Origin of the sequence: Acidocella sp. (assembly GCF_027352905.1) — a bacterium.
GTDB lineage: Bacteria > Pseudomonadota > Alphaproteobacteria > Acetobacterales > Acetobacteraceae > Acidocella.
Genome location: NZ_DAIEIF010000046.1, coordinates 14291 through 32463, shown reverse-complemented (window position 1 = coordinate 32463; position 18173 = coordinate 14291). Strand labels below are relative to the sequence as shown.

Genomic DNA, 18173 nt, shown 5'->3' with positions numbered 1-18173 from the left:
CAGCCCCGTCAAGCCGGGGCGGCATCGGTTATAAAAAATCCGGCCGAAACCCTGCCTTGCCAGGATTCCGCCCGCAAATAGCCTGCCAGATGCAGAGGCGCGCCTCCGGGACGGGTCAAGGCCTGGGTGAGTGGCCCCTCCTTGGCGCGGAATAGCAGCGCCTTCAGCCGCCCCCCGCTTTCCCCTTCCACCATCATTCTAATCGTGTTGCCGTCCTTGCCGATCCGGTCGGCCTTCACCACCCGCGCGCGGGGCAGCACGAAAACCGGCTCGTCATTGCCCATGCCAAACGGTCCCAGCCGGGCCACCATTTGCGCCAGGGCCGCGTTGGCACCCGCCGCGCCCAGCACGCCATCCAGCACCAACTCGGCGGCGGGCGGTAATAAGGCGGCGGTGGCCAGCCGGGCGTTGAGAAATTCATGCAAGGTGGAGAGCGCCGTCTCCGGCGCGGAAAAACCAGCGGCCATCGCGTGGCCGCCCCCCGTCGTGAGAATACCGCTCTGCCGGGCGGCAATCACCGCGGCGCCGAGATCCATTCCCGGCACGGAGCGCCCGGACCCCTTGGCCACGCCATCGGTGATGCCCGCCACCAGGGCGGGGCGGTTGAATTTTTCTTTCACCCGTCCCGCGACGATCCCCACCACGCCGGGATGCCAGCCCGCCTGCGCCAGGAGGATGACACCATGCCCCCCAGCCACCTGCGCTTGCGCACGGGCCAGCGCCTCCGTGGTCACACCGGCCTCCACGCTCTGGCGCTGCCGGTTCACCGCGTCCAGCGTCTGGGCGAGGGCGGCGGCCATTTCCGCATCCTCAGCCAGCAACAGCCGCAACCCCATATCCGCCTCAGCGATACGGCCGGAGGCGTTGATGCGCGGCCCTAGCGCGAAGCCGCAATGCATGGCGGTGGGGGGTTCGGCGAGCTTGGCCACATCCATCAGCGCGGCGATACCGGGGCGCGCCCGGCGGGCCATGACCTTCAAGCCCTGAATGACGAAGGCCCGATTCAACCCGGTCAAGGGCATAACGTCACAGATCGTCGCCAGCGCCACCAAGTCCAGATATTCCCGCAAATCCGGCTCGGCCCGGTCGGCAAAAAAATCCCGGCGGCGGAGAGCCCGCAGCAGCGCCACGGCGGTAAGAAAAGCGACGGCCGCCGCGCATATCTGCCGCAGGCCAGAGGCGCAATCCAACCGGTTGGGGTTCACAAGGGCGTAAATGGCGGGCGGCGGCCCTTCTGATTTATGGTGGTCGAGCACGATGATATCCGCCGCGTTATGCAGAGGTGCGAAGGCGGTATGCGCAGCCGTCCCGCAATCCACGCAGACGATCAGCCCGGCCCCCCGTTCGATCATGCCGCGCAGCGCTTCGGTATTCGGGCCGTATCCCTCGGTGAGCCGGTCCGGCACATGATGCAGCACGGGACAGCCGAGCCGGCGCAAAAGCGTCACCATCAGAGCGGCGGCGCAAGCGCCGTCCACGTCGTAATCCCCGAATATTCCTATGGTTTCGCGCTGCATCACCGCATCGGCCAGGCGGGCGGCGGCGGTGTCCATATCCACCATGCAGGATGGGTCCGGGAGCATGGCGCGCAAGGTGGGGTCGAGAAATATGGCGGCTTGGCCGGCATCCACGCCGCGCGCCGCCAATAGCCGCCCCATCAGTTCCGGCAGGCCCAGTTGCTGGGCGAGGCCGAGGCCAAGATGCTCCTGCGGCTCGGGCCGCCAGACCCAGCTTTTGCCGTTCAGGCTCTGGGTAACGCCAAATACATGCGTGTCCATTGCGCCGGTTCAGCCTGAGAAAACGATTCGGCGCAAGCGCGTCTTCCCCTCAGGGCATCAGAATGTAGTGAACGGTGTAGCGTACCACCACGTGATCATCCTTGGCGTCGGGAGGAAAAGGCGGCAGCGTGTTCTGGCTGAAGAGCAGTTCCCAGGCCTGGTCGAGAAAGGTCGAACCGGAGGAACTCAGCAACCGCAGTCCGGTGACATGGCCGTTGCGGTCCACCGTGAATTCCACCGTCGCCGTGCCCTGCTGGTTCTGCTCGACGGCGGCTTGCGGATAATAGGCGTGCTCCTCCACCCATTTGGTTAAGGCGGCTTCCCAATCCGCCCCTGCATTCCCCTTCACCGCGAAATCGGACGAGGTCGCCGCCTGGGCGTCGGAGCTTGGCAGTGAGAAATTCATGCCCGCCGGCGCGTGGACCGGGGGTGGCATGGCGGGCGAAACGTTGCCGTAATTCATCCCGTTCAGGAAGACGTATTTCTGCTGGGGTACGGGGCGGGGCCGGGCCGGGCGGCTGCTATGGCGCGGGGCGGGGCGGGGCGGGGGCGGGCTGGGGATGGGAGGCGGTGAGGATAAAGCGGAAAGCGGCATGTCCGGCACCTGCACCTCTTCCTCCCGGGCGGCAGGGGATGAGGAGGGCGCGGGCGGCGGCGGCGGCGGCATGGGAGGCGCCTGGGCGGGCTGGGGCGCACTTTTTAGTGGCGTGGGGGGCGCGGTCACCTGCGGTGCGGTGCCGCTATTCTCGAACACCACCGAGACGCCGGGTGGCGACTGCAACTCCTCATGGGGCGGCTTTACCCGCAGCAGCAGGGCGGCGGCCAGCACGAGCAGGTGCAATAACAGCGCCGCACCCCAGGCCCAGGGAACGCGGCGCTGCTTTTCCAGCGCCGGCGCGAGATGTTCCCCCGCAAATAGCGGCGCGGTCTCCTCGCCTTCGGCGGGCGCAGGGTTAATAAGGCGCGTAATAGACCGGCGGCGCATAATAATAAATGGGCGCGCCATAAACCGGCACAGGAACCGCGGGGGGTGTCACCGTCTCGCCATGCCCGGCCATGCATTGAGCATAAGAAATATCATAGCGGCCCTGGAGCGAATTCGCCGCTGCCTGGGTGCCGTTGCTAGCGGCGGAAGTGCCGCCGAGCAGTCCGGCGGCGGAGCCGACAGCGGCGCCAATGCCCGGGCTTCCCGCCGCCGCGCCAATCGCCGCGCCCAGGCCGGCGCCCAGAAGCGTGCCTGCTGCGGCCGTGGCCGCGGAGTTGTTTTGTGTATCGGCGGTAATCCGCCCCGCAGAGGGGATCTGAGATGACGCGTAAGCCTTGCAATAGCTGTCATCGGCCTGAAACTGGTCCCAGTTTTTGCCTTGGCCGGGCATGGCGACCACGGTTGGGCCGGTTGGCACCGCCGCGGAACAGGCACCCAAGGCCAGCAAAGGTAAAAGGCGTAAAGCCAAGATCCGTCTCATGTCCCGCTCCTAGAGCAACATCCCATCAAATGGAGCCTTGGAAAAAAGTGCTTGCCGCAACAGATAGTTAGAACTCGCCCTGAACCGCAGTGAATGGAAATGCTCTAGCCGAAAGCCAGGCGCCGCGCCAGCTTTGGGGCCGCGGCGCGGACGGGCAATGGCTCACGCCCCCTCCGCCACGCCTTTGAGAAAGTCCTTCACCTTGGCAAAAAATCCTTCATGCTCCGGGCTGCCGGTCTCATGGCCGGCGGATTCCGCCTCGAAGGCTTCCAGCAATTCCCGCTGGCGCTTGGTGAGATTCTGGGGCGTCTCCACCGCCACCTGGATATACATATCGCCGCGCGCGCTCGAGCGCAGCACCGAAAATCCTTTGCCGCGCAGGCGGAACTGATCGCCCGATTGCGTGCCCGCCGGAATTTTGACCTTGGCGGCGGTGCCGTCGATAGCCGGAACCTCGATTTCGCCGCCCAGCGCCGCCTGGGTCATGCGCAGCGGCACACGGCAGAAAATATTGGCGCCATCGCGCTGGAAAATCGGGTGCGGGCGGATCGCGACGTGAACATAGAGATCCCCAGCGGGAGCCCCGCGCACCCCGGCCTCACCCTCGCCGGAGAGGCGTATGCGTGTGCCATCCTCCACCCCGGCGGGAATCTGCACCGCCAGGCTGCGTTCGCGTGGCACCGTCCCCATGCCCGCGCAAACCCGGCAGGCGTTGCGCACCACCCGCCCTGAACCGCCGCAATTAGGGCAGGTGCGCTCCACCACAAAGAAACCCTGCTGGGCGCGCACCCTGCCATGGCCGCCGCAGGTCGGGCAGGCATCCGCGCTGGGTTTCTTGTCGGCGGAGCCGGTCCCCTCGCACGCATCACAAGCAACCCGCGTATTCACCCGTATCGTTTTCTTGACGCCAGTAAACGCCTCGGCCAGGTCGATCTCCACCGCCGTCTTGATGTCGGCGCCGGTCTGCACCCGCTCCCCGCCCCGCCGGCCGCCACCAAACATCTGCTCGAAAATATCGCCGAGTCCGCCCTCGAAGCCGCCAAACCCGCCCCCGCCCATACCGCCAGCCTCGAAGGCCGCATGGCCATAGCGGTCATAGGCCGCGCGCTTCTGCTCGTCCTTAAGAATGTCGTAAGCCTCGTTGACTTCCTTGAATTTCTGCTCAGCGCGCGCATCGCCCGGGTTGCGGTCCGGGTGGTACTGCATCGCCAGCTTGCGATAGGCCTTTTTCAAATCCTCGGCGCTGGCATTGCGCTCGACCGCCAGCACGGCATAATAATCCAGTTTGGCCATCGCGGCGCTCAATCCCCTAATTTATCTGAAAACTGAAAAATCCCGGGGCAACGCCCCGGGATCGTTTCATACCACCACAAAATCCGGATCAGGCGGATTTATTCTTGTCGTCGACATCCTCGAAATCGGCGTCGACCACCTTCTCCCCATTCGGGCCGGTGGCGGTTTCACCGCCTGGCTGGGCCGCGCCTTCCTGGCTCTGGGCCTTGTACATCGCCTCGCCCAGCTTCATCCCGGCCTGGGCCAGCTTCTCCGAAGCCGCTTTCAGCGCCTCGGCATCGCTGCCCGCAAGGGCCGATTTGGCTTCCGCAATCGCCGCTTCCGCCGCGCTCTTATCCGCCGGGGCCACTTTGTCCCCTGCCTCCTGGAGCGATTTCTCGACCTGGTTGATCAGGCTTTCCGTCTGGTTGCGGGCTTCCACCGCCTCACGCCGGGCCTTGTCGGCGGCCGCGTTCTCCTCGGCCTCGCGGACCATGCGCTCGATCTCCGCCTCGGAGAGGCCGCCCGAAGCCTGGATGCGGATCTGCTGCTCCTTGCCGGTCGCCTTGTCCTTGGCCGAGACGGAGACGATACCGTTCGCGTCGATGTCGAACGTGACCTCGATCTGCGGCACGCCGCGGGGGGCGGGAGGAATGCCCGTCAGGTCGAACGTGCCGAGCAGCTTGTTATCCGCCGCCATTTCCCGTTCGCCTTGATAGACCTTGATGGTCACGGCCGTCTGGCCGTCCTCGGCGGTGGAAAATACCTGGCTCTTCTTGGTGGGAATGGTCGTGTTGCGGTCGATCAACCGGGTGAACACGCCGCCCAGCGTCTCGATGCCGAGCGAGAGAGGCGTCACGTCGAGCAGCAGCACATCCTTGACGTCACCCTTGAGCACGCCGCCCTGAATCGCGGCGCCGATCGCCACCACCTCGTCCGGGTTGACGTTGCGGGCCGGATCCTTGCCAAAAAAGTCCTTAACGGTGTCAATCACCTTGGGCATGCGGGTCATGCCGCCCACCAGGATGACCTCCTTGATATCGCTGGCGGAAACGCCGGCATCCTTAAGGGCGTTGCGGCAAGGCTCCAACGTGCGCTGGATTAGATCATCCACCAGAGATTCGAGTTTCGCCCGGCTGAGCTTCACCACCAAATGCTTGGGCCCCGAGGCGTCAGCGGTGATGAAGGGCAGGTTGATCTCCGTCTCCTTGGAGGAGGAAAGCTCGATCTTCGCCTTCTCGGCGGCTTCCTTCAGCCGTTGCAGGGCAAGCTTGTCCTTGCGCAGGTCGATGCCCTGCTCCTTCTGGAACTCGCCCGCCAGATAATCGATGATCCGCTGGTCGAAATCCTCGCCGCCGAGGAAGGTGTCACCATTGGTCGATTTGACCTCGAAGACGCCATCGCCCAGTTCGAGGACGGAAATATCGAACGTGCCGCCACCGAGATCGTAAACCGCGATGGTGCCGGCGTTTTTCTTGTCCATGCCATAGGCGAGGGCGGCGGCGGTGGGCTCATTGATGATGCGCAGCACCTCGAGCCCGGCGATCTTGCCGGCATCCTTGGTGGCCTGGCGCTGGGCGTCGTTGAAGTAGGCGGGCACGGTGATGACGGCTTGCGTCACCTTCTCGCCGAGATACGCCTCGGCGGTCTCCTTCATCTTGCCGAGAATGTAGGAGCTGATCTGGGACGGGGAATATTTCTTGCCCTTCACCTCCACCCAGGCATCGCCATTGTCGCCCTTAACGATGGCATAGGGCACCAGGGCCTTGTCCTTGGCGACGGTGGGGTCGTCGTAGCGGCGGCCGATAAGGCGCTTGACCGCGAAAATCGTGTTGGAAGGATTGGTCACGGCTTGGCGCTTGGCGGCCTGGCCGACGAGGATCTCCCCCGAATCGGTGAAGGCGACCATGGAGGGCGTCGTGCGCGCGCCCTCGGAATTCTCGATCACCTTGACATCCTTGCCCTCCATGACGGCGACGCAGGAATTGGTGGTGCCGAGATCGATACCGATGACTTTGCTCATATGTGAAACTCCTTTGCAGCGGACCGGCCCAGCCCGAAGCACCGGGGCGGTCCCTTTGAGATGAGCCAGTATTTATTCATTCAGCCGCCCGGGCACAAGAGCGGCGTAGACCTGATCAGAGCTGCTTGCAGCCGGGCGCGGCCCTGACGGCGGCGAAAAGCCGCCGCGCAGCCCAGAGCGCAAGGAGAGCGCGCCGATCCACAGGATGACGGCATTGACGAGGACGAATACCGGCGGGGCGAGCCATGCCGCCAACCCGCCTTGCCCCGCCTCATCCATGCGGATGAGCGATGCTGCCAGGGCCGCGAGGCCGAAGCTGAAGGCCCAATAAGAAGCGTTGAACGGCTGGCGCAAAATCCACGGCAACAGCCGCACCAGCAAAGCGGCCTGAAACAGCCCGTAACCCAGCAGCATCTGCGCGGGGAGGTCGGGCGCGCCGCCATTAAGGCTGAGATAGGCGGAGAGTCCAACGGCGGGAGGCGCCATTTGAATGCCCAGGGAGGGGCGCAACGAGGGCGCCATGGCCGGCAGGTGATAGAGCCGCTGGAGCAGCACGGATTCAATGGCGATCCATGTCAATAACGCCGCGCCAAAGGCGCAACGCGCCAAGCCGGGATAACCGAAAGCCGTGGCGGCGATCGCCGTGACATAACCGCCCGCCACGGCGGGCAGATAGAGCACCGGCGTGACGGCTGCCGCCTCCCGCCCCCCCTGCCAGAGCACGCCGATACGCCAAAGGGCGAAAAGGAAGGTAAAAGAGGCCCCAGTCCAGAACAGCGGCTCAGCCAGCGCCCGGCTATAGGGGAGCGCGCCGAGGCTGATCAGCATGGTCGTCACGCCGACAAGGCTGATAAAACATCCGCTCACGGGATGCGCCGCCTCCGCTTGGGCCAGGCGGCGGTCAAAAATCCACTTCAGGGCATAGAGACCAAGAAGCACGGCCCAGATGAGCGCGGCGAGGCCGAACAGGCATTCCCCCACCGCGGGGAAGAGACCCCAGGCCCGCGCCGCCAGCCGCCAGGCCCCGCCCAGCCCGGCAATGCCGAGAACGACGCCGAACAGCCCGGCGGACACGCGCGGCGAGGTTAGGGCGGGGCGCGGCGGAACCATGGCGCCCCCGCCCATGGTTCAGGCTGAGAGCGCGGCGGGCGCCGAGCGGGCGCGCTTCGTCACCAGCTTGTTGAGTGCATGGATATAGGCACGTACCGCGGCGACGATCGTATCCGTATCCGCGCCCTGGCCGTCCACGCTCTTGCCTTCCTCCTCCAGCCGCACCGTGCAGCGGGCCTGGGCATCCGTGCCCTCCGTCACCGCGCCCACCGAGAAAAGCTGCAGGCTGGCCGTATGCGGGAAAAGCGCGCGGATCGCGTTGAAGGCGGCGTCGACCGGGCCGTCGCCCTGCTCCTCGGCGGTTTTAACCTCGCCTTCCACATCCAGCTCCAGCCGGGCGCGAGGTTTGCTCTTGGAACCCGCCCAAACCTCCAGCGCCACGAACTTCACCACCTCATGGCTGCGGACGACCTCGTCATCCACCAGCGCAACGATATCCTCGTCATAGACGATCTTCTTGCGGTCGGCGAGAACCTTGAAGCGGGCGAAGGCGTCGTTCAAGGCGTTATCGCCGATATCGCCATAGCCCAGCGCGTTCAGCTTGTCCCGGAAGGCGGCACGGCCGGAATGCTTCCCCATCACCAGCGAGGTCTTCTGCCAGCCCACGCTTTCCGGCGTCATGATCTCATAGGTGCCGGCATCTTTCAGCATGCCGTCCTGGTGGATACCGGATTCATGGGCGAAGGCGTTGCGCCCGACGATCGCCTTGTTCGGCTGCACGTCGAAACCGGTGATCGTCGCCAGCAGTTTGGAGGTGCGCAGCAGGCGGGTGGTCTCGATGTTGTTCTTATAAGGGTTGGCGTCCGGCCGGGTGCGGATCGCCATCACGATCTCCTCCAGGGAGGCATTCCCGGCCCGCTCGCCGATGCCATTGATCGTGCATTCGATCTGGCGCACCCCCGCCCGCACCGCCGCCAGCGTATTGGCGACCGCCAGGCCGAGATCGTTATGGCAATGGGTGGAAAAGATCACCTGGTCCGCGCCCGGCACACGCTCGCGCACGGTGGTGAACATGCGGGTGATGTCCTCCGGCATGGCATAGCCCACCGTGTCGGGGATGTTGATGGTGGTGGCCCCGGCCTTGATCGCCGCCTCGACACAGCGGCAGAGGAAATCGATCTCGGTGCGGGTGCCGTCTTCGGCCGACCACTCCACGTCATCGGTGAAATTGCGCGCCAGCGTCACCGAGGCGGTGACGGCTTCCAGCACGGCTTCCGGCTCCATCCGCAATTTCTGCTTCATGTGCAGCGGGCTGGTGGAGATGAAGGTGTGGATGCGCTTGCGTTCCGCCGGGCGGATCGCCTCGCCGGCGCGGATGATGTCGCTCGACCCGGAGCGCGCCAGCCCGGTGATGACCGGTCCCTTGATGCTCTGCGCAATCCGCAATACCGATTCGAAATCCCCCGGCGAAGCAATGGGAAAGCCAGCCTCCAGCACGTCCACCCCCAGCGCCGCCAGCGCCTCGGCCATGCGCAGCTTCTCGTCGATATTCATCGAGAAACCGGGGGATTGCTCGCCATCGCGCAGGGTGGTGTCGAAAATGATGACGCGGGACTCGTCCATCGCGCCGAAATTGGGGTGATTGATCGCCATGTCTCTGCTCCGTTTATGGGCTGTCAGGTTTTAGCTGGATGTTCCCCTGAGCGGCGGGCGCGGTGCGTGGGGCGCGCGGAAAGGACTTATCGCTCAGGGGCGGATAAGTCGAAGGAGCAGACAGCCAAGGAGCGCGGCGTGAGCCATGGCCCGTTTAAACCCGATTTTTGCCCGCGCGCAAGCCTCAAACATCAAAGCGGGGCGCGGGCGTTGAAAATACCCGGAAGGGGCCGGGCAGTAACGATTATGATGGTTTTTTTCCAAAAACCGGGCCTCGCGGCGCTCAATCGCCGTCTGGTAGGTTATGCCGCACGCCCCGAGACAAAGGGTGAACGTTTGCCTATAAGCGAAAGACGATGCCAAGCCTCTCCGCCCTGCCCGCTCTCGTCGCCGGCCATGGCCGCGCCGTTCTGCGGGGAGCGGATGGAAAGATCTCGGCGCTTCAGCCCGGCAAAATCGCCGCCCAGCTCGCCGGGGCCGCGCCGCTCGCCGTGCATGCCCCCGCGACGCTGAGGCGGCTTGGCCAGCCCGCCATCCAACTCCTCGACCTGCTCGAGCTCTTTGCCTTCGTCTATCCGGCCAGGAGCCTCGCCCCCACCCCGGCGGGTCTTGCCCGCGCTCTCGACCTGCCGGTGCCCCGCGCGCTGGAATCCGCCGCCGCGGCGTTGCCGGAGATAGCGGCTCTCCTGCTCAACCGTCTTGCCGCCGGGCGGGACCTGCCCGCCAACCGCGACGCGGCCGGGCTGGCCGCGCGGATGGGCCGGGCGGGCTGGCTCTGGGCCCCGCATGTGTTGGCGGCGCTGGGCCAGCCGGATGCGCGGCCGGACGGCATGGCCATGCGGCTGTGGAAACGCCTGCCCAAATGGGAGGAGACGGCGCCCCGCCCGCCCCCCGCCAGCCACCCCGTCTCGCCGGCGGAGGCCCGGGCAAGATTGGCCGCCCTGCTGGGTCCCGCCGCCGAGCAACGCCCCGCCCAGGCGGATTACGCCTCCGCCGCCGCCGCCGCCTTCGCCCCGCGCGAGGCGGAGGGGCAGCCCTGGATGGTCCTGGCCGAAGCGGGCACCGGCACCGGCAAGACGCTCGGCTATCTCGCCCCGGCCTCGCTTTGGGCTGAACGCAACCAGGGTGCTGTCTGGGTTTCCACCTATACCCGGCATCTCCAACGCCAGATCGAGCAAGAGGCGCGGCGCCTGCCGCCCGGAACCCGCGTGGTGCTGCGCAAGGGCCGGGAAAATTATCTCTGCCTGCTCAATTTCGAGGATGCGATGGCCGCCGAGCCCCGCGCCGTGCCGCTTGGCCTCATTGCCCGCTGGGCAGTGGCGAGCGCCGATGGCGATTTGTTCGGCGGCGATCTGCCCGGCTGGTTCGCCGAGCTTTATGGCCAGGGGCTGCTGGCGCAGATCGCCGACCGGCGCGGCGAATGCATCCATGCCGCCTGTCCGCATTTTTCCGTCTGCGTGATCGAACGCGTGATCCGCGAGGCCCGCCAGGCCGATATCGTCATCGCCAATCACGCCTTGGTGATGGCGCAGGCCGTCTGGGGCGGGCTGGATGACGACAACGTGCCGACCCGCTACGTGTTCGATGAGGGACATCATATCTTCGATGCCGCGGATTCCGCCTTCGCCATCGAGCTGTCTGGCATCGCGATGGCTGAGCTGCGCCGATGGCTGCTGGGGGCGGAAGGGGCGCGATCCCGCGCGCGGGGGCTGGCGAAACGGCTGGAAGACATGGCCGCCGCGGATGAAGCGACCGCCCGGTATCTGACCCAGGCGATAAAGGAAGCGAAGGTATTGGCCGCGCCGATGTTCGCCACCCGGCTGGACCCGGAACTCGCGCCGGATGGCAACCCCGCCGAAGCCTGGCTGCGGGCCGTGCGCGCCCAGGCTCGCGCCCGCGCCCGCGAGACGGATCTCGCCGCGCCTTTCGGCTTCGAGACCGATCTGCATCCGCTCAACCCGGATGTTCTCCCGGCGGCGCGGAATTTATCCCAGGCCCTGGCGCGGTTGCGCCAGCCTCTGGCCGGGTTGCGCCAGCGGCTGCTCGAACGGCTGGAGACGGAACCCGATTTGGAAGCCGGGTTGCGCCAGCGGCTGGAAGCCACCGCCCGTTCCCTCAAGCGCCGCGCCCTCGATCCGCTGGCCGGCTGGCGGCGCATCCTCGATGGTCTGGAGACCGAGGCCGCGCCAGGGGAACGTCCGGCGCGGATCGAATTCCTGCGGCTGGAGCGCGAGGCGGGGATGGATAAGGATATCGCCCTGCTCTCGCATCTGCTCGACCCGACCGAGGCCTTCATCCAGACCATCGCCGCGCCCGCGCATGGGCTGCTCACCACCTCCGCCACGCTGAGGGACGATACCGGCATGGAGGAAGCCTGGGCCATAGCGGAGGCCCGCACCGGCGCCGCGCATCTCGCCCGGCCCGCCATCCGCGCCGCCTTTGACAGTCCCTTCGATTACGCCGCGCGCACCCGCGTCGTGCTGGTTTCGGACGTGGACGCGCAGGATACGGGGCAGCTCGCCGGCGCGTACCGGGCCTTGTTCGCGGCGGCGGGCGGGGGCGGGCTGGGGCTGTTCACCGCCATTTCCCGCTTGCGCGCCGTGCATGCGAAAATCGCCGCGCCCTTGGAGGCCAAGGGCATTCCGCTCTACGCCCAGCATGTGGACGCGATGGATAACGCCACCCTCGTCGATGTGTTCCGGGCCGAGGAGCATTCCTGCCTGCTCGGCACGGATGCGATGCGCGACGGCGTGGACATTCCTGGCAACGCCTTGCGGCTGGTGGTGTTCGAACGCACGCCCTGGCCGCGCCCCGATAGTCTCCACCGCGCCCGGCGTACCCATCTCAGCCATGGCGCGCCCAAGGACCACGACGACGCCATCGTGCGCCTGCGCCTGCGCCAGGCCTTTGGCCGGCTGATCCGCCGCGCGGATGACCGGGGCGTGTTCGTGCTGCTCGACCGGAAATTCCCTTCCCGCCTGCTCACCGCCTTTCCGGAGCAGGCGCCGGTCATCCGGTCCTCTCTGGCCGAGGCGGTCAAGGGGATAGAGCGGTTTCTAGCCGCCACGGGCCAAGCGGAATATTCGGATGAACGCGAATGATGGCCAGCGGGCCGGCCTCAAACAGCCATGATTTCCTGAACGGTATGAGCCAGATTATCGAGTGAAAATGGCTTGGTGATGAGCTCCGTGCCGCTGCCCAGAGCAATCTCATGGGTGTAACCGGTCATGAACAGGATTTTCAAATCCGGGCGCAGGCGTTTCGCGGTCTCGGCCAGTTCGCGGCCGTTCAATCCCGGCAAAGAAACATCGGTGACCAGAAGAGAAATGGGGCGGTCCGATTCGAGAATGCCGATCGCGCTTTGCCCGTCCCCGGTCTCGATGACCTCGTAGCCATGATCCTCCAGGGTTTCGCGGACGAGCATGCGCACCATCGGTTCATCGTCAACCACCAGCACGGCTCCTTCCAGGCGAAGCGTCATCTCGTCCTCTCTCAACTCCCCCCGCAGCTTATTGGCATAAGCGGGAAGGCACGCAAGTCATGGCTTCACCTCTTGGAATGAAAAAGAAATAAAAACATTGTCACGGAGAGGAACGCGTCAGCTCATACAACGCCACCGCCCCGGCGGCAGAGACATTCAAACTCTCCATGCCGCCAGGCATGGCTAGAGCGCATAATTCATCGCAGGTCTCGCGGGTCAGGCGTCGCAGCCCCTCCCCCTCGCTGCCCAGAACGAGCGCGACCCGTCGCCCCGCAAACGCCTCGCCGCGCAGCCGGGCGGGCGCGTGCCCATCCAGCCCCACCACCCAGAAGCCGGCGGCTTTCAGCGCGATCAGCGCCCGGGAAATATTCGTGATCCGTAAAAGCGGCATCATTTCCAGCGCGCCGGAAGCGGCCTTGGCGAGAGCGCCGGTTTCCTCCGGAGCGTTGCGGTCCTGCGTGACAACCGCGGCGGCGCCGAAGGCCTGGGCCGTGCGCAGCAAGGCGCCGATATTGCGGGGGTCGAAAATCTGATCCAGCACCAGAACCGGCCCGGGACGTTTCAGCGCTTCCTGTAAGGCGGGCGCGGCGAGCTGGTCCGCCAGCAGGGCGATGCCCTGATGAACAATGCCGGCCCCTGGCCGGGCGCCCAAGAGCTGGTCAATCTTCTCGCGCCCCATGATCTCGGGGTGGAGGGGCCAGGGCGGCGGGGATGCCGCCGCCAGGGCGGCCTGGCCTTCCTCGGTGAGCACCAGACGGCGCAACAACCGCGCCGGGTTTTTCAGGGCCGCCGCCACGGCATGGGTGCCATAAAGCCACACCGCGCCGGGAGGCGCTCCCCCGGAGCGTTTGCGCTCCAGCCCCGCGCGGGGCGGCCCTGGATGTTTTTGGCTCGCCTGGCGGGAACCGGGCAGGCTTAACCTCTCTCCCCCCGGCGGGTTCCTCTTTCCTGATGAGAGCGGGCGCTTGTGGTTCATGGCTTTGACTATCTCTGCCGCCTTGCGTTGACAACAAGCCGCTCCCCGTTGCATGGAGCGCCCCATGGAAGGGTGCCCGAGTGGCTAAAGGGGACGGACTGTAAATCCGTTGGCGTGCGCCTACGTTGGTTCGAATCCAACCCCTTCCACCATACCCCCGAAAACCAGCGGATTTGTCCCCCCCCCGCCTTCATCGGCCCTTGACTCGCATCAAGGCCGTTTCGTCCTTGTTTGGCTAAACAAATCCGGGTCACGCAAGGAGTCTGCCTCGATGCGATTCACCGATCGGTCCGATGCCGGCCGCCAGCTGGGAGCGCGGCTGCGGGAAATGGGGCTGGAACTCCCCGTGATATACGCTTTGCCCCGGGGAGGTGTGCCGGTCGCCATTGAAATCGCCAAGGCGTTGGGCGCCCCTCTCGATCTGTTGCTGGTGCGCAAGATCGGCGCGCCCGGCGCGCCGGAACTGGCGATCGGCGCGGTGGCCGAAGGCGCGCCCCCTGGTACCGTGCGCAATTCCGAGATCATGGCGCATGCCGGGGCGGATGACGCCTTCTTCACCCGCGCCCAGCAACACGAGCTCAAGGAAATGGAGCGGCGGCGCGCCCTTTACCTGCAAGGGCGGGAGCGGATCAGCCCGGCCGGGCGCACCGCGATTATCGTGGATGACGGGCTGGCCACCGGGGCCACCGCCAAGGCCGCGCTCGATGCGCTGCGCCGCCAGGGGGCGGCCAAGACGGTCCTAGCGGTCCCAGTGGCGCCCGTGGACACGCTGGCCGAAATGGCCGCCCATGCCGACCATACCGTTTGCCTGTACCCTGCCCGCCGCTTCCATGGGGTGGGCAGTTTCTACGATGATTTCCACCAGCTCACCGATGAGGAGACGATCGGCCTGTTGCGGGAGGCCTGGGCCGGGGAGGTTCAGCCCGCCGACCCCGCAGCCGCCCTGCTCCGCCGGGAAGTGACGATCCCGCCCCATGGGCTGGGCGCGGATCTCTGCCTGCCGTTCAGCCCCCGGAACACGTGCTGAATCGTAACATTTCGCCCATGAATCTTGCCACTTCTTCATGGAAGCGAATGCCTTAGCGAGGTATTTTTAATTCTTTCTTTACTCCGCCGCGCCGACCTTCGCCCAATATATGGCCTTCCACTTCGCAACGGCCTCAGGCCGTACCGTAGGTTAATTTGGAAAGGTCATAGCCATGTTCATGCATAATAAGCGTTTGATGTATACGGTTCGCGTGTCCGAGCCCAATCCGCGCCTCGCCAATCTGATTTTGGAACAATTTGGCGGGCCGGACGGGGAATTGGCGGCGGCGATGCGTTATTTCACCCAGGGCTTGGCTGACAGCGACCCTGGCCGCAAAGACATGCTTCTCGATATCGCCACCGAGGAAATCAGCCATCTGGAAGTCGTCGGCAGCATCATCGTGATGCTCAATAAAGGCGTGAAAAGCGCGGTCGCCGAGGGTGTGCAGACGGGCGAGCTTCTCGCCGCGCTGGGCGGCGGCACGGACAGCCACACCACCGCCCTGCTTTACGGCGGCGGGATCGCCCTGACCAATTCCGCCGAGGTTCCCTGGACAGCCGCCTATATCGATACGCGCGGCGAGCCCACATGCGACCTGCGCTCCAACATTGCCGCGGAAGCGCGCGCCAAGATCATCTATGAGCGGCTGATCGCGGTCGCTGACGATCCCGGAGTCAAGGACGCGCTGACCTTTTTGATGACGCGCGAAATCGCGCACCAAAAATCCTTTGAAAAAGCGCTTTACTCGATGACCGCCAATTTCCCGCCCGGCAAGCTCCCTGGCGACCCCGCCTTCGTCAACAAATATTACGACATGTCCCAGGGGCCGGATAATCTGCGTGGCCCATGGAATGAGGGCGAGCAATGGGAATTCGTGGATGACCGCGAGAAGCAGATGGCGGTGGATGGCGGAGACGGCACGGCGAGCGTCAAGCTAACCCGCGCCGATAAAGCCCTGGAGAAGAGAATGATGGAACGCACGATGTCCGATGCGGCCAGCGACCCGGTGACCGGAGCCGATCTCGGGGCGGGACCGGGAGCGGGCGCCACCACCAAGACAAAAGGCTGAACTCGGCGGGGCCTTCGCCAAAAGGCCGGGGCGCACTCAGCCGGGGGTGAGACAGGCGATGAAAAATCCGTCCATCCCGCCGCGCTCCGGCCAGAGGCCGGGATGGGTGCGAATATCGCCCTCCGGCGTCACCGCCTCCGGCAGTTCGGGCAGCGCCAGGGGCTGGCGCCGCAGCCCGAGCCGGGCGCAGGCCGCGGCGATGCGCGCCACCCCCTCCTCCGGCTGCAAGGAACACACGGCATAGATCAGCCGCCCGACGGGGCTGAGCAAGGCGGCGGCGGCGTCGAGCAACGCGTCCTGCGCCCGGGTCATCGCCGCTATGTCGCGGGGTTTGCGCAAATGGAGCAGTTCCGGGTGGCGGCGGATGGTGCCGGTGGCGCTGCAGGGCGCGTCCAGCAGGATGGCGGGGAAGGTCTGGCTTGGCCGCCAGAGCGTCGCGTCCGCCGTCACGAGCTCGGGATCGTAGCCCAGCCGGGCGAGGTTGGCGCGCAGCCTGGCCATGCGCGCCTCATCGCGCTCCACCGCCGTTACCGCCGCGCCCATGGCGCAAAGCTGGGCGGTCTTGCCGCCCGGCGCGGCGCAGAGGTCGAGGACCGGCTCGCCGGGAGCGGGCGCCAGCAGCCGGGCCGGCAGGGCGGCGGCGGCGTCCTGCACCCAGAAATCCCCCGCCGCGAAGCCGGGCAGCTCCGTGACCGCCGTACCGGGGGGAAACCGCAGCGAGCCGGTTGGCAGCATTTCTCCCCCTGGCGGCGGGGCGGCGCCCGGGCGCAGTGAGAGATCGAGCGGCGCCTCCCGCGCATGGGCGGCGGCAATGACGCGCGCGTTTTCCCCCCAGCTCGCCCAGGCCCAGGCGGGCGTGTCCAGGCGGGGCATGTCCAACTCCTCCAGCACTGCGGGGCCGGCGGCGGCGATCTTGCGCAGCACCGCGTTCACCAGCCCCGCGAAGGGCGCCAGCCTGCGCGCGCGGGTCAGTTCCACGGCGGTGCCGACGGCCGCATGGGGCGGGGTGCCGAGACAGAGCAAACCAGCCGCGCCGATGCGGAGAATATTGCGCAATTCCGGCGGCGGCTCGCGCCGCAGATAGGGCTCCAGCACCGCGTCGAGCGTACCGGCATGGCGCAGCACGCAGGCGGCCAGCCGGTGCGCCGCCGCCCGGTCGCGTGGCTCCAGCCGCGGCAGGGCGTCCAACGCCGCGTCCAGCGGCTTTCCCTTGGCCAGTACGGCTTGCAGAAGTGAGAAGGCGGCGTCGCGGGTCGGGTCGGGCATGGCGGTTCCAAAATCGGGGCTTTAACATGGGCGGTAGGGGATTGGACAGGAGGGGCGAATGCGCATCGCGGTTATGGGGGCGGGGGCGGTCGGATGCTATTTCGGCGCGCTGCTGGCCAAGGCGGGGCATGAGGTGGAGCTGATCGCCCGGCCTGCCCATGTCGAGGCGGCTCGGGCGCGGGGGCTGGCGCTTGAGCGTCAATCCGGTTTCGGCGGCGGTCGCCGCCGCCTGCGGCATCGCCCTGCCGCCGGACCAGCTGGAGCGCACCCTGGCCGTGGGCCGGGCCATGCCCGGCCAAATCTCCTCGACCGCGCAAGATATATTGCGGGGGCGGCCTACCGAGATCGGCTATCTCAATGGCGATGTCGTCCGGCTGGGGGTGGAGCTGGGCATCCCCACCCCCGTCAATCAGGCGCTGCTCACACTCGTGCGGATGGTGGAAGCCTCACCGCCCCCGCGCTCACTTCGCCGGGGTGATGGAAACGGCCAGCTGCTCGCTGATGACGGCGGTGACGGTATCGCCGATTTTCAGCATTTTGAGAATGTTCTGGCGCTCGGGATCGGTCACGTCGATCCGGTAGACCGGGCCGCCGGAGGGGTCCACCACCTCCAAAGTATGCGCGGCCGGGTTGAGGCCGATCACCGTGCCGGAAATCTGCTTGACCGTGACGGCGATGCCGCCCGGCGCCTCAGCGGGACGGGCGAGCACGGCGCGGAAACTATCGGCGGGTGCCGGGGCGGCGTTGCTTTGCTTTGGCCCCTGAATGATGAAGGCGACGGAGCGGTAATACTGGGCGGTGACCATGTCGCCTTCTTTGAGAAGGTTGAGCCGCACGAGCGGCCCGGCGACGAGGTTGACCGTCTGGCCATCCGGGGATTGCAGCGTGATCGCCCGCGTCTGCGGATCGATGGTTTTGATGCGCGCCTGCAGCATAACCATTTCCGAGCCCGGTATGACGTTGTGCAGCGTAGGGGGCTGCTGCGCGCGGGCGGGGCCGGCGGCGACTCCCGGCAGGGCGCCCAGGCAGAGGGCGAGAGCGCCGGCGACCATGCGGCTTGAGAGGGAGCGTGACATGCGAATCTCCTTTTATTGACCCTCGAAGGAGGGGCA

14 protein-coding genes, 1 tRNA gene and 2 pseudogenes are annotated in these 18173 nt (G+C 66.4%); 6 read left to right on the top strand and 11 right to left on the bottom strand.

The window, feature by feature from the left end:
- Positions 1 to 8: 8 nt before the first annotated feature.
- The 7 genes from recJ to M7H45_RS08470 all read right to left on the bottom strand — a co-directional run bounded on the left by recJ (position 9) and on the right by M7H45_RS08470 (position 9242).
- The gene (gene recJ / locus M7H45_RS08500) at positions 9 to 1778 is read right to left on the bottom strand and encodes a single-stranded-DNA-specific exonuclease RecJ (protein ID WP_298216049.1); all 1770 of its coding nucleotides are present in this window, start codon (positions 1776 to 1778) and stop codon (positions 9 to 11) included.
- A 49-nt stretch (positions 1779 to 1827) separates the two neighbouring features.
- The gene (locus M7H45_RS08495) at positions 1828 to 2619 is read right to left on the bottom strand and encodes an energy transducer TonB (protein WP_298216047.1); all 792 of its coding nucleotides are present in this window, start codon (positions 2617 to 2619) and stop codon (positions 1828 to 1830) included.
- A gap of 112 nt (positions 2620 to 2731) precedes the next feature.
- Positions 2732 to 3244 carry a glycine zipper family protein gene (locus M7H45_RS08490; RefSeq protein WP_298216045.1) on the bottom strand — a complete coding sequence of 171 codons (513 nt, stop codon included), beginning with the start codon at positions 3242 to 3244 and terminating at the stop codon, positions 2732 to 2734.
- Between the two features lie 162 nt (positions 3245 to 3406).
- The gene (gene dnaJ / locus M7H45_RS08485; RefSeq protein WP_298216043.1) at positions 3407 to 4537 is read right to left on the bottom strand and encodes a molecular chaperone DnaJ; all 1131 of its coding nucleotides are present in this window, start codon (positions 4535 to 4537) and stop codon (positions 3407 to 3409) included.
- 88 nt (positions 4538 to 4625) lie between these two features.
- Positions 4626 to 6539 (bottom strand): molecular chaperone DnaK, encoded by a 1914-nt coding sequence (gene dnaK / locus M7H45_RS08480; RefSeq protein WP_298216041.1) that lies wholly within the window; start codon positions 6537 to 6539, stop codon positions 4626 to 4628.
- A gap of 72 nt (positions 6540 to 6611) precedes the next feature.
- Complete coding sequence (gene tehA / locus M7H45_RS08475; RefSeq protein ID WP_298216039.1) at positions 6612 to 7649, bottom strand: dicarboxylate transporter/tellurite-resistance protein TehA; 1038 nt, start codon at positions 7647 to 7649, stop codon at positions 6612 to 6614.
- Positions 7650 to 7667: 18 nt separating this feature from the next.
- The gene (locus M7H45_RS08470; RefSeq protein ID WP_298216037.1) at positions 7668 to 9242 is read right to left on the bottom strand and encodes a 2-isopropylmalate synthase; all 1575 of its coding nucleotides are present in this window, start codon (positions 9240 to 9242) and stop codon (positions 7668 to 7670) included.
- A 356-nt stretch (positions 9243 to 9598) separates the two neighbouring features.
- Here M7H45_RS08470 and M7H45_RS08465 point away from each other — a divergent pair, with 356 nt between their 5' ends.
- Positions 9599 to 12343: an ATP-dependent DNA helicase gene (locus tag M7H45_RS08465; RefSeq protein ID WP_298216036.1), complete on the top strand. Its 2745-nt coding sequence runs from the start codon at positions 9599 to 9601 to the stop codon at positions 12341 to 12343.
- 17 nt (positions 12344 to 12360) lie between these two features.
- Here the strand turns inward: M7H45_RS08465 and M7H45_RS08460 are convergent, their stop codons facing one another.
- Complete coding sequence (locus tag M7H45_RS08460; RefSeq protein WP_298216035.1) at positions 12361 to 12723, bottom strand: response regulator; 363 nt, start codon at positions 12721 to 12723, stop codon at positions 12361 to 12363.
- A 100-nt stretch (positions 12724 to 12823) separates the two neighbouring features.
- Positions 12824 to 13699, bottom strand: a complete 876-nt coding sequence (locus tag M7H45_RS08455; RefSeq protein ID WP_298216033.1) for an RNA methyltransferase — start codon at positions 13697 to 13699, stop codon at positions 12824 to 12826.
- 66 nt (positions 13700 to 13765) lie between these two features.
- Between M7H45_RS08455 and M7H45_RS08450 the strand changes: the two genes are divergently transcribed.
- The 3 genes from M7H45_RS08450 (at position 13766) to M7H45_RS08440 (ending at position 15795) form a co-directional block, all read left to right on the top strand.
- Positions 13766 to 13851, top strand: a tRNA-Tyr gene (locus M7H45_RS08450).
- A 119-nt stretch (positions 13852 to 13970) separates the two neighbouring features.
- Positions 13971 to 14726 carry a phosphoribosyltransferase gene (locus M7H45_RS08445; RefSeq protein WP_298216032.1) on the top strand — a complete coding sequence of 252 codons (756 nt, stop codon included), beginning with the start codon at positions 13971 to 13973 and terminating at the stop codon, positions 14724 to 14726.
- Positions 14727 to 14898: 172 nt separating this feature from the next.
- Positions 14899 to 15795 (top strand): manganese catalase family protein, encoded by an 897-nt coding sequence (locus tag M7H45_RS08440; RefSeq protein ID WP_298216030.1) that lies wholly within the window; start codon positions 14899 to 14901, stop codon positions 15793 to 15795.
- Positions 15796 to 15831: 36 nt separating this feature from the next.
- On the opposite strand, the gene M7H45_RS08435 is transcribed toward M7H45_RS08440, so the two are convergent.
- Positions 15832 to 17061: a transcription antitermination factor NusB gene (locus M7H45_RS08435; protein ID WP_298216028.1), complete on the bottom strand. Its 1230-nt coding sequence runs from the start codon at positions 17059 to 17061 to the stop codon at positions 15832 to 15834.
- Positions 17062 to 17119: 58 nt separating this feature from the next.
- Between M7H45_RS08435 and M7H45_RS08430 the strand changes: the two are divergent.
- Together M7H45_RS08430 and M7H45_RS08425 are read left to right on the top strand one after the other, a co-directional pair.
- Positions 17120 to 17221: pseudogene (locus M7H45_RS08430) on the top strand (ketopantoate reductase family protein); the annotation flags it as partial.
- Positions 17220 to 17444, top strand: a pseudogene (locus tag M7H45_RS08425) (ketopantoate reductase family protein); the annotation flags it as partial. The pseudogenes M7H45_RS08430 and M7H45_RS08425, both read left to right, overlap by 2 nt.
- A gap of 78 nt (positions 17445 to 17522) precedes the next feature.
- Here the strand turns inward: M7H45_RS08425 and M7H45_RS08420 are convergent.
- Positions 17523 to 18137, bottom strand: coding sequence for a hypothetical protein (locus M7H45_RS08420; RefSeq protein ID WP_298216026.1), 615 nt, complete (start codon positions 18135 to 18137; stop codon positions 17523 to 17525).
- Between the last annotated feature and the right edge of the window lie 36 nt (positions 18138 to 18173).